This is a genomic window from Gracilibacillus lacisalsi DSM 19029 (genome assembly GCF_000377765.1).
GTDB lineage: Bacteria > Bacillota > Bacilli > Bacillales > Amphibacillaceae > Gracilibacillus > Gracilibacillus lacisalsi.
The window spans coordinates 321,567-334,005 of sequence record NZ_KB898662.1 but is presented as its reverse complement, the minus strand read 5'-3'; the positions used below and the strand labels follow the sequence as shown (position 1 = coordinate 334,005).

The window sequence follows — 12,439 nt, the reverse complement described above, 5'->3', positions numbered from 1 at the left end:
CTTAATTTAACGAAATACAACAACCATCTCTGCGTTTCTGTTATAGAATAATTAAAGGTGACCTTCATCTTATCACTCCAATATATGATTTTCAACTTTATTTCAAGTATTCATTAATTCCGTTCTTAATAGCTTCTGCTAAAGATTGTTGGAAATCGTCTGTTAGCATTGTTTGTTCTTCTTCTGGATTGGTTATATAGCCGATTTCAAGTAAAACTGCCGGCATAGTAGTATCCTTTAACACGAAATAATTTTCTTTCTTCACACCACGATTTCGAAAACCTGTCGTTTCAGAAACATGTCTGTGTATAATATTCGCCAATCGTTTTGAATTTTTATGATAATAGAAAGATTCTGTACCAGAAACAGATGGGTCCGTAAATGTATTAGCATGTAATGATATATATAAATCGGCATCTAGCTCATTGGCAAATTTAGGCCTTTCTCGAGTTTCTGCTGATAGAAAAACATCTTCTTCTCTCGTCATGTGCAACTCAAGTTTTGGTTCATCTTCTAATAAAATGGAGATCTTTTTAGCTAGACTTAATGTAAAATCTTTTTCGTATGAACCACTAGCACCGATAGCGCCAGGGTCTTCACCGCCATGTCCTGGGTCAATGACAACCTTATATTTTTCTTCTTTTGAGGAAGTGTAAGTACTATCTGTCTGATTGGATGTATCAGGTTCTAGTTTGTCGGTTAGGGTAAAATACAATAAACCAATAAATAATAATAATAGTAGAAGTCGCATCCATTTTTTCATATAATATTCTCTCCTTCAATGCATTTTAAGTTAATTTGAGTTCAGTGAATGACAACGGTCATAACAGTTAAAGTTATATGGTTCGGTGTTATCATCGATTTTCTTTGTTTGAAACCCGTTTTCAGATAAATAAGTTAATAGGTTGGACAGGTGATTGGCAGTCTCTGTTTGATCATGCATCAGAACAATAGATGTAACCCCTGCACTAGCTAAGTTTTCGATTTGATTTACAACAGAATCTACATATTGGTCACTTGATAATGACCAATCACTACTGTCAACATTCCAATCCCATAATTGAAACCCTTTACTAGTCAAAGCCTCTCGATAAGATTCGGTTAGATAAGGAATACTGCCATATGGTGTTCGTATCAACTTGGAATCAACGCCAGTAATGTCTTGAAGGGTTTCCTTAGATTTGATCATTTCTTCAAGAGCAGTTTGCTCAGAAGCATAAAACTGATCTTTGTCATGGGTAACCCCATGCATTCCCACGGCATGACCGTCTTCTACCATTTTTCTTACCATATCTGGAAACTCTCTCATTGCAGGCTCTAACATAAAAAATGTCGCTTTAGCATTAAATTGCTTGAGCGTATCTAAAATATTTTTTGTTGCTGAAGTGGGTCCATCATCAAAAGTTAGATAAACAACTTTTCCTGTATCTCGGGGCTGATCACCCTCTGATGATGCATCTTCATTATTAGAATTCTCGTTGAATGACTTTACATTATTTAGTTCAATCTCCTTTTCTGGTGAGTTCATTTGATACGTAGTCTGTTCACTTTGACAGGCAGAAATAGTGAGAAGAAAGACGAAGTAGATAATTATACTAATCTTCTTCATATGAAAACCTCAATTCTATGTTGTTATCTTCAATTAATAGATTAGTATAGGGAAATAAAGATCAGATAAAGATAAAGTGTATATAAGCTAAAGATTGAATTGCATAAAAAAACCATTCGTTTAATACCGTATGAGGTATTAAACGAATGGTTTAATCAAGCTAATGTCACACTTTATTTAAATAAAAGTAAAAACATACTCCTATTTCAGTATTAAATACTCCGAATGGAACATCATGAAGCTTTAAAATATTTTTAGAAATAGCAAGTCCTAAACCTGTACCCTGTTTTGAGCGTTGAGTTTTTTCTCCTTGATAAAAACGATCCCAAATTTTATCTAGCTGTTCCTCATCAATATGAATTCCTCCGTTTTCTATAGTAATCTTTACCTTATCTTTCTCACTGATCGTAGAAACGACTATTTTCCCTTTGTCTGGTGTATGCTGAATCGCATTAGAAAGAAAATTAGTAATAACTTGTTCCATTCGATCATGGTTAGCGATTACTTCAATCGATTGAAGATTTAGATTCACATCTATTTCTTGATCGATTACTTTTAATGACAGTTGATTGTAAACCGAACGAATTAATTCATCAATGAAAAAGGATTCCATTTCGATTTTATATGTCCCTGATTCATATTTAGCCAGTTCTAGCATATCCGCAATCAACCGATCCATGCGGTTTACCTCATTTTCCATCGCACTAAAATAATGATCTTTCTTTTCAACTGCAACCCCGTCTTGAAGAATCGCCATACAGCTTTTCATAATACTTAGCGGAGTTTTCAGCTCATGGGATACCCCTGCAATGAAATCTTTCCGTGTTTGTTCTAGTTGCCGTTCCTTCTCGACATCCTGTTGCAGTTGATCGATATACGACTGCAATGTGGTAGAAAGAAAATTAATATTGTTTGCTAATTCGCCAATCTCATCTTTGGATTGAACAGGAATTTTCTCAGGAAAGTCCAAATTTGTCATTCTTTTCGTAGCATCATTTATACGTAATAAAGGTCTTGCGATTCCTTTTGAATAATAAAAAGCAGCTAACAAAACTAACGCTACAACAAATAGAACAATATATATATAATATTCTTTAATCATTTGTACGGCTTCATTCACTGGTTGTAAGGAAGCCATCGTAAAGAAATAAATTGTTTCTCCATTGCTATTTTTTGTTGCATTAACGAGTAGCTTATATTGAATACTATCTTGCTCAAAATCTTGTATTTCTGTATCCACATTCTTATTTAGCAGCAGGTCAACCTGGAACTCCTTTAATTTGTCGAGAAATATGGGGTTGGTAAATATATTATGAGTTACATCTGGTATATGAATATCTTTGACGTGACCAAATATCGCAAGAGAAGTATCGTCAAACTCTTCGGCTTCTTGCAAAAGTAGCTTATTCTCCCATAGTGTATAGGAATAGGATCCTTGTCTATCCAACACACCGTCAATCGTATCCTGAGGCCGTGCCTCCTGAATCGATTCCCATCTATCAATTACACTACCAAAATTATCATCAGATCTCCAAAACAATTGATACGGATAAATGGTATTGTCTTTCTTTATCCCTTGAACTTCAACAGTTGGATATTTGTTAAGGGTATTCTCTTGATTTATAAGCTCTTCTTGATTGATTAAATAATATATAGGAATTTTGATTGGTTCATTTTCAACATACTTTCTTTCGATCTTTCTTGTACTTGTATTTGCGAATATAAATGTCTTTTCTAGTTCAATAAAATAGTCTTCTGTTCCTTTTATGTTGCCATTTTCATCTAACACGACAATCCAAGCATTATGCTCTTGGTAAAAGTCTTGTTCTAATTGTCGTAACCTATCCTCCTCATCAATGTTTAGATATTCTTGACGAAAAGCTGCCATAGCTTCGGTTAACTGATCGACTTTTTTCTCGGCATAAAATCGTTCAAAAAATAAAGTTTGCCCGACAAATATAGCTAGTATAATAAACAAACATAATCCAGTTGTTAAAAGGAATAACTTCATTACTATCCGGTTTTTCATGATTTCTCCTCAAATTTATAGCCAGCTCGAACCATTGTTTTAATTTGCTTTGCACTTGTCCCAAGTTTATTTCTTAAATTCCGCATATGTGTATTAATGGTTCGATCATCTCCGGCATACTCATACCCCCATACTTGATTGATTAATTGTTCCCTAGTTATAACAATATTTTTATTCATCATTAAATACGTTAATATTTCAAACTCAGTATGTGTTAATGCTATGTGTTTTCCATCCACTTTTACTGAATGAGATTGAAGGTTCACTTCAATATGTTGACTAGTCAGAAGATGGTCCTTTTTGTTTGGATTGGGGGAATGAGATGTCAGTAAACGTTTTGCCCTTGCCAATAATACACGTGGACTATAAGGTTTTGTAACATAGTCATCTGCGCCTAATTCAAAACCTAATAATGTATCTTCTTCATCTGATCGTGCTGTCAAAATAATGATAGGGACAACAGACTTTTCACGGATTCTCTTACAGACTGACCATCCATCTAACTTGGGCATCATAATGTCTAAAATAATTAGGTCAATGGTAAAATTCTCAAATAAATCTATTGCTTCCGTACCATCTCTTGCTTCCAAAACATCACAACCAGCATCTAAGAAATAATCTTTACTTATTTCCCGTAAAATATGTTCATCTTCTACTATTAAAACCGTTTTTTTCATTCGAAATGTCTCCTATAGATGATTTGTGTTTTATCCGTATTTTAAGTATTTTAAGTATTTTAATTCTAACAAATAAATAGTAACAAAAGAATGTAAAGATAAAATAAAGATTAATCGATATCGATAGGGAAAATTACTTTGAAATTGGAGAAAAAGAGTGGGGATATAATGAGTTTCGCTCGTTGTATACGCATTGTTCATTCATAGGCGAAAAAACCCTCATCTTCAATGAATGTGAAGGGCAAATCCTAATAAGAATAGCTAATTAGATAGGAACTGTAAGTCAATATCAAGTGAGAAATAATACTATCGATCTATTTTTGGAAAATTACGAAAATTGAATTGACAATACTTATAGTGTAGTGTACATTGTATAGAAACCGGTTACATCCGAAGAAGGAAGAGCATACAATGAAACAAAAATCAATAACTATATACGATATAGCAAGGGAAGCAAACGTCTCATCTGCTACTGTTTCTAGAGTAATTGCAGGGAATTATCCTGTAAGTGAGAAAACGAAGAAAAAGGTCTTCGATCTGATTGAAAAATATGATTATCAACCAAATGCGGTTGCAAGAAGTCTGACAAAGAAAGAATCCAAGATGATAGGAGTTATTCTTCCAGATATCACTAATCCTTTCTTTGCTCAAGTATTCATCGAAGCTGAAAAATACGCACTTACTAAGGGATATACATTAATTTTATGTAACTCCATGAATAGTAGTGAATTGGAATCAAAGCATTTAAGAGTATTATCTGAACGACAAGTTGAAGGCATTATTTTTATGGGTGGAAGAATAAATAAGACCTACCCTGAAGTGTCAGAAATCAACGAATTAAAGTATGTCATCGAAAAAATTCCAGTCATACTTGTTAATGGCAGAATGGAAACACTTGAATGTCCGAGTATTTCTACGAATGAGGCTAAGGGAATAGAATTAATTATCGACCACCTAGTCAAACAAGGCCATACAAAGATTGGCTTGATCGGTGGGATGACAGGTATTACCACTACAGATATTAAAGTAGAAGCTTTTAGAAAAAGCTTAGAGAAACACAAATTAGCTGCTGTGAACAGTTGGCAAATTTATAGTGGATATGATGTCAAACGTGGTAAAGAAGCAATGGAGGAGATGTTAAAGGTAAACAAACATAATTTACCAACAGCGATCATAGGTATTAATGACCTAGTTGTTATCGGGGCATTAAAGCTGTGTCATCAAAAGAAAATGAATAACTTCTCTTTTGTAGGATTCGATGATAGTGAATTAACTCAGAATTCCATACCTGAAATTACCTCTGTCAGTCACCCTTATAAAGAATTGGGAGAAAAAGCAGTAGATATGTTAATAAAATCGAAAACTACTGATGTTAAAGCGGAAAATCTTTTCATTGACCCTCATTTAGTTATAAGAGAATCAACGATTTAGTGATAGTATTTTATTTTTTTAACTAGTTAGTAACCGGTTACCATCATTACTTATTTTTAACCTGGAATAGTAACCGGTTGCTATCATTTAGATCATTAAAGTAACCGGTTACTAACTAGTTACTATAGCTAAATAACAGATGCTCATCCTAGCTAGTATTAATTTTTGAAATGATAGCGCTTACTAATGCTTGTTAGGGATGATGATAAAGGAGGTGGTGTATAGCTACATACATGCTATCGCGCAACTAAATTATGATAAGAAAAAAGGGGAGTGTAATGGTGAAAAAATTTAGTTTTTTATTCATTCTGATGCTGGCTGTTGTGTTCATTTTAGGAGCTTGTAGTGATGATGAGAGTGTTGATTCTGACAATGGAGATGAAGATGTAGTTACTCTTTCACTTTGGAATAGATATTCGGAATTAAGGGGAGGATTTGCTCAATTAATCGAAGATTTTGAGGCGGAGCATCCTGGGATAAGAATAGAAACACAAGACACACCGGAACCTGAGACACAACTAAGAACCGCACTTTCCGAGGGCAGCTTGCCTGATATGTGGACCAATATCGTAGATTTATCAGAATTAATGGAAGTCGATGCTGTCAAAAATCTAGATGAAATATTTACGGAAGATGTAAAAGGGCAATTCCAAGATGGAACATGGTATGAAAATGGTACAACAGCAGATGGATCTGTTTATGGGTTCCCTTTAGCAGCACCACAAAGTAAGGCAATGATTATGTACTATAATAAAGACGTTTTTGACATGTTAGGGTTAACGGAGGATGATATTCCTACATCATGGGAAGAGTTCAAAGCGTTAGGTCAAACGATTGTGGATGAATCGAACGGAAGTGTTTATCCGATTGTTTGGAATAATCCAGGATGGGCGAATGAACAATTAGTTTCTATGATGGGTACTGCTATTACGCCTGAAGTACCTTGGCAAGAGAACTATAAAGAGGGAGTACCTCAAGTTTATACAGACGGTAAAATTGAAAGCGCTAAATTTATTAAAGAGTTATTAGACGAAGGGTTAATGTCACCAGAAAGTGTTGAGATCGGATTAGGTGAAGCAGAAGCTTTATTTTCTGTTGGACAAAGTGCATTTTTGTGGAGTGGTGACTGGGTTGGCAGACAATTAGTTGTGGAAAGCGAATTTGAAAATTGGGGTGTAGCACCTCTACCAACGAAAGATGGAAATCCTTATTACTATCATGCTGGTTCTGAAGCTACAAGTATCAGAGTTAGTAATGATACAGAGCATTGGGAAGAAGTTAAGATTTTCTTAGAATACGCATTAGAGCATCTCCATGAGACTGTTTATGTCAATACGGGTGCTGGTTTACCTGCCAAAGAAGATGTTGGGGGAGAGCCACCTTTTGAACAATATAACGATATCCTTGAATTAGAAAGTCAATTAGCCATTCCAGTTCCAAAACCGGCAGAATTAAATCCAGAGATTGTAGAATTCAACCGTGCATATCGAAATAAACTCGAAGTTGGTGGGATTGGTGATGCAGTTGTCGGTTATATCACAGGGAATATAGATGATATTGATAGCGAAATAGAGCAAATTGATCAAGATATGAAGGATGCCTTTATGGAAACATTAGATGAATTTCCTGAAGTTTCTCAAGATGATTATATTTATCCAAACTGGGAGCCGTTCGAGCCATATACAGTAGATAAGTATGATGAATTAAGGTAGGCAGTTGACATTACTATAGTCTGGTGCGAGCGAGACTATAGTAATGTATCCTTTTCCTAACTAAAATATGAAAGGGTGATGGAAGTTGGCAAACAATATGGAATTAAGTCAGAAATCGACTAGCAAAGATACATCAAATTTAAAAACGCTTCAGAAACGAAAAACAATTTGGGCTTATATCTTTCTTGCTCCACAAATCATTGTCTTCTTTATCTTTTCTGCTTATCCCATAGTGATGAGTTATGTTTATTCCTTCTATGAATGGAGTGGCATTGGTCCGTTAAATGATTTTATTGGGTTAGCGAACTACCAGCAATTATTGACTTCAGGAAGGTTTTGGAACTCTGCGTTAGTATCGATTTATTATATTTTAGGTACAACGTTACTAGGTGTAGGTGGTGCATTAATTTTAGCGATTATATTAAATGACCAAAAGTTAAAAAGCAAAGGCTTTTACCGCGCTATCTATTTCTTACCTGTTGTTACCACTACTGCCATTGTAGGGATCATCATGGGAAGCATATTTGGTATCAATGGTTTCTTTAATCAGTTACTTGTTGACTTTAATATCATCGATAAGCCGATTCCATGGTTAACTGATCCGGTTCTTGCCGTTATTATTTTAATTGTGATTGGTTCTTGGAAAGGGTTAGGGATCAATATGGTATATTGGTTAGCCGGTTTACAATCCATACCAAATGAACTGTATGAGTCTGCTCAACTTGATGGAGCAGGTTTTTGGGCGACATTAAGACATGTCACATTACCACTTTTGAAACCAATAGCTGCAGTTATTATCTTGCTTTCTTTAGTAAGTGGGATTAATGCGTTTGATTTGGTGAAGACGCTTACTAATGGTGGTCCTAACTTTGCGACGGAAACGATGGATTTGTTTATCTATAATTACGCTTTTTCGAGCCAATTAGGTGGAGGGCAAGTCAGAATGGGATATGCTTCTGCAGCAGGCGTATTACTAGGATTGTTTACCTTTGCTATTAGTATGGTTTTTGGTGCAGCTTCCTTTGGTAAACAAATCATTAAACTGAAAGGAAATAAAAAGAAAAAAGGTGGTGTGAAAGCACTATGATTACTACCAAATCAGCTAGGGTTATGATACACGTTTTTTTACTTCTGTTCGGAATTGTGTGGATCTATCCTTTCGTTTGGATGGTGTTTTCTTCTTTAAAAACCAATAAAGAGTTTTTAACAAGTGGTACGAAGTTAATACCAGAAGACTTTCAGTGGCAAAACTATTCAGAGGCATGGATCACAGCTAATTTCTCTGGGTATTTTTGGAACACCGTTATATTTACTGTTTCTACCGTAATTATTGTTATCGTGCTTTCCTCCTTAACAGGCTATGCCTTAGGTAGAATTGATTTTCCTGGAAAGAAAACGATTATGATCTGCGTCGTGGCAATTATGTTTATTCCCAAAGGATATACGATTATCCCATTATTTAAGTTAGTCAATGCAATGGGATTGGATAACTCCATATTAGGGATTATTGTAGCGGAGTCATCAGGGGCCCATGTGTTATTTATCTTAATGTTTGCTTCCTTTTTTGCGAATTTACCAAAATCAATTGAAGAAGCAGCAGAAATCGATGGAGCTGGCGTTTTAACGATTTTCACAAAAGTAATGCTCCCTTTAAGCATGCCTATTGTTGCAACTACGGCCATCATGCAATTTATTTGGACCTGGAGTTCGTTCCTAGTACCACTAGTCTTAACGATTAGTAAACCGGAACTAAGAACATTAGCGGTCGGAATGGAAAATTTCGTTCAAACCTATGCAGTAGACTTTTCGGGTATGGCGGCAGGTGCGACGATATCCTTGTTACCAGTTATGATTATCTTTATTATCATGCAAAGATACTTTATTGAAGGTGTTGCCGGGGCAGTTAAAAGCTAGATAGGAAGGGTTGAATAAAATGCCAACTTATACCTCTTCATTTATTTATAAAGTTTCAGATTGGATCATGAAGTTGAGCTTAGTTAATTTGTTATGGATTTGTTTTTCTATCCTTGGCTTAGGATTCTTAGGTTTGTTTCCTGCAACAGTAGCCATGTATACGGTAGTAAGAAAATGGATGAAAGGAAATACCGATGTTTCAGTAATGAAGACTTTTATCCATGCTTACAAAGGCAGTTTTTTGAAAGCGAATCTCTTAGGCTATATAAGTTCAGTAGGTGGTCTAGTGCTATATGGTGATTACCTGCTGGTTCGAAATATGGAAGGGATGCAATATATGGTGATGCTGCTTTTACTTGTAACGGTTAGTTTCTACTATTTGATGATGTTGTTCTTTGTTTTTCCTGTCTATGTCCATTATGACATTAAGTTGATGGAGTGCTTTAAATATGCCTTTATTATCGGTGCCTCCTATCCGTTAAGAACGATTTACATTTTATTTGTAGGCTTTGTTGTATGGTATTTAACAGCATCTTTTCCTATTATTTTATTATTTTTCTCTGGTAGTGTGATGAGTTTAGTAGTGATGCGGTTTGCTTATGTAGCTTTTAAAAAGACAGAAGAAAGGAATCGAAACTTAACATCAGCTGCATAGCATAAAAGGAATACTAAATCAGAAGGAGTGTGCTGCATGAATAATAGTAGATTACAGCAAAATTTGAATTTAGACTGGAGATTTTATCGAGGTAATGAGCCGAAAGCATGGTATAAAGGATTTGATGATTCTAAGTGGCGCAATATCAGCCTGCCACATGATTGGTCCGTCGAGGAGCCTTTCTCTCAACAATATTCTAGTGGTACAGGTTATGTAGTGGGAGGTGTTGGCTGGTATCGAAAAGCATTCAAGCTACCAGCTAATGCGGACAATAAGAAAGTGTTCATTACGTTTGAAGGGATTTATAATCATTCACAGGTATGGTGCAACAGTAACTATTTAGGAAAAAGGCCGTTCGGTTATAGTACGTTTACATACGACATCACAGAATTTGTGAAAGCGGATGATGTTAATGTAATCTCAGTAAAAGTTAATCATAAAGAAGTTGCAGACTCTCGTTGGTTTACTGGCTCTGGTATATATCGTGATGTATATGTAACGATTACTGATCCTGTTCACGTTGATCAATACGGTGTATTTGTCACCACACCACAATTTTCTAACACAGAAGCAATTGTGCAAGCTGATACACAGGTAGTGAATGAACAAACTACTGCTGAAACAGTGATTGTTCAGCAGACATTGGTCAACAAGGAAGGGGAAAAGGTTGGTAAAGCGCAAGAATCTATCAAGGTCGATTCGTTTTCTACAGGAAAAGTAGAACAACAGATAAAGTTGGAAAATCCAGCTTTATGGTCTCCCGATCATCCTCAATTATACCAATTAGTAACAGAGATTGTAGTAAATGAAGAAGTGAAAGATGAAGTGATTACGACAACAGGTATCCGTTCTATTGCCTTTGATGCAAAGAAAGGTTTTTTTCTAAATCAGGAGAATATGAAGATAAAAGGTGTATGTATTCATCATGATGCTGGTGGCTTGGGAGCAGCGGTACCAAAAAAAGTATGGGTCCGAAGATTAAAGGCTTTAAAAGAGATGGGATGTAATGCCATACGAACGGCACATAATCCACCTGCGCCTCACTTATTAGATCTATGTGATGAAATCGGCTTTTTAGTAATGGATGAGGCTTTTGATGAATGGGAAGGTGTGAAAAATAAATGGACAGTTGGACATAATGTATATCCCCCTGAGCATTATGGATATTATGAAGATTTTCCACAATGGGGAGAGATGGATTTAAAAGAGATGGTTTTAAGAGACAGAAATCATCCATCCATTATCATGTGGAGTATTGGTAATGAAATAGATTATCCCAATGATCCATATTGTCACCCTTCCTTTCAGTCAATGACAGGGAATAATGACGCAAATAAACCAAAGCAAGAAAGAATCTATGATCCTGATAAACCGAATGCTGAGCGGTTAGCGACTATTTCCAAGCAGTTAGTTCACTATGTAAAAGAGTGTGATACGACAAGACCAGTTACTTCTGCGTTAGCCTATCCGGAATTGTCTAACTTAACCGGTTATGCGCAATCTCTCGATGTAGTAGGGTATAACTATAAAGAGCACTTATACAAAGAAGACATCATTAAATATCCGAACCATGTGATTTATGGTAGCGAAAATAGTCCTGGATTGGAAGATTGGTTGATTGTTAGAGATAATGATGAAATAAGTGGACAATTTATTTGGACTGGTATTGACTACCTAGGTGAAGCTAAAGGTTGGCCTGTCAGAGCCTCCCCAGCTGGATTTTTAGACTTGGCAGGAAATAAGAAATCTAGTTTTTACTATCGCAAGAGTCTTTGGAGCGATAAGCCAATGGTATATTTAGCAGCTAAACCCAAAGACGAAAGGGATCATCATTCTAGATGGAAAGGCGATCCACATTGGGAATGGCAAGAGAATGAAAAACTGGAAGTGTTTTGCTATACCAATTGTGAAGAAGCGGAATTATTCTTAAATGAGCAATCATTAGGTGTGAAGCGAAAAGGAGAAAAAGATAGTTATTTATCCTGGGATGTATCATTTGAAAGCGGGTTATTAAAGGTTATCGCAAAAGATGAATCAGGAAATGAACATAACTGTCAATTAATGACACCATCCACACCTTACTATATTGATATGGTTACAGATAGTCATCATCTAAAGGCTGATGGGCAAGATATAGCTCATATTGAAATGCAAATCACTGATTCCGATGGTAACCCTGTCTATCTTGCCGATAATGAAATCCACTTATCGATAGAAGGACCTGGTGAACTTATCGGAATGGAAAACGGTAATATTCAAGATTTACAACCGTATTATGAATCTAGCAGAAAGGTATATCATGGTAAGCTGCTAGCATTTGTTAGAGCAGGAGTTGATCAAGGAAAGATAACGCTACATGCTAGCTCAAGTAAGTTAAAAGATGCAAGTATAACTATTTTGGTGGATTAGTTG

At 35.7% G+C, this 12,439-nt stretch carries 10 protein-coding genes; 6 read left to right on the top strand and 4 right to left on the bottom strand.

The genetic code is table 11. The features are described 5' to 3' along the window. Positions 1-97 precede the first annotated feature (97 nt). From D569_RS0101525 to D569_RS0101510, 4 genes are all read right to left on the bottom strand, one after another. Complete coding sequence (locus tag D569_RS0101525; RefSeq protein WP_018930630.1) at positions 98-763, bottom strand: N-acetylmuramoyl-L-alanine amidase family protein; 666 nt, start codon at positions 761-763, stop codon at positions 98-100. A gap of 30 nt (positions 764-793) precedes the next feature. Further along, positions 794-1,609, bottom strand: coding sequence for a polysaccharide deacetylase family protein (locus D569_RS22295; RefSeq protein ID WP_018930629.1), 816 nt, complete (start codon positions 1,607-1,609; stop codon positions 794-796). A 166-nt stretch (positions 1,610-1,775) separates the two neighbouring features. Then, on the bottom strand, positions 1,776-3,638 hold the full coding sequence (locus D569_RS0101515) for a sensor histidine kinase (RefSeq protein ID WP_018930628.1): 1,863 nt from the start codon (positions 3,636-3,638) through the stop codon (positions 1,776-1,778). Further along, positions 3,635-4,315 carry a response regulator transcription factor gene (locus tag D569_RS0101510; protein ID WP_018930627.1) on the bottom strand — a complete coding sequence of 227 codons (681 nt, stop codon included), beginning with the start codon at positions 4,313-4,315 and terminating at the stop codon, positions 3,635-3,637. Before D569_RS0101510 ends, D569_RS0101515 begins: the two co-directional genes overlap by 4 nt. A gap of 411 nt (positions 4,316-4,726) precedes the next feature. Between D569_RS0101510 and D569_RS0101505 the strand changes: the two genes are divergently transcribed. The 6 genes from D569_RS0101505 (at position 4,727) to D569_RS0101480 (ending at position 12,436) form a co-directional block, all read left to right on the top strand. Further along, complete coding sequence (locus tag D569_RS0101505; protein ID WP_018930626.1) at positions 4,727-5,746, top strand: LacI family DNA-binding transcriptional regulator; 1,020 nt, start codon at positions 4,727-4,729, stop codon at positions 5,744-5,746. A 278-nt stretch (positions 5,747-6,024) separates the two neighbouring features. Beyond that, entirely contained in the window at positions 6,025-7,458 is a 1,434-nt protein-coding gene (locus tag D569_RS0101500) for an ABC transporter substrate-binding protein (RefSeq protein WP_018930625.1), read from the top strand. Between the two features lie 85 nt (positions 7,459-7,543). Continuing rightward, positions 7,544-8,545, top strand: coding sequence for a carbohydrate ABC transporter permease (locus tag D569_RS0101495; protein ID WP_018930624.1), 1,002 nt, complete (start codon positions 7,544-7,546; stop codon positions 8,543-8,545). After that, entirely contained in the window at positions 8,542-9,372 is an 831-nt protein-coding gene (locus D569_RS0101490) for a carbohydrate ABC transporter permease (protein WP_018930623.1), read from the top strand. The genes D569_RS0101495 and D569_RS0101490 overlap by 4 nt, the downstream gene beginning before the upstream one ends. 19 nt (positions 9,373-9,391) lie before the next feature. Further along, complete coding sequence (locus tag D569_RS0101485; RefSeq protein WP_018930622.1) at positions 9,392-10,027, top strand: YesL family protein; 636 nt, start codon at positions 9,392-9,394, stop codon at positions 10,025-10,027. Between the two features lie 36 nt (positions 10,028-10,063). Next, entirely contained in the window at positions 10,064-12,436 is a 2,373-nt protein-coding gene (locus D569_RS0101480) for a glycoside hydrolase family 2 TIM barrel-domain containing protein (RefSeq protein WP_018930621.1), read from the top strand. Positions 12,437-12,439: the final 3 nt, after the last annotated feature.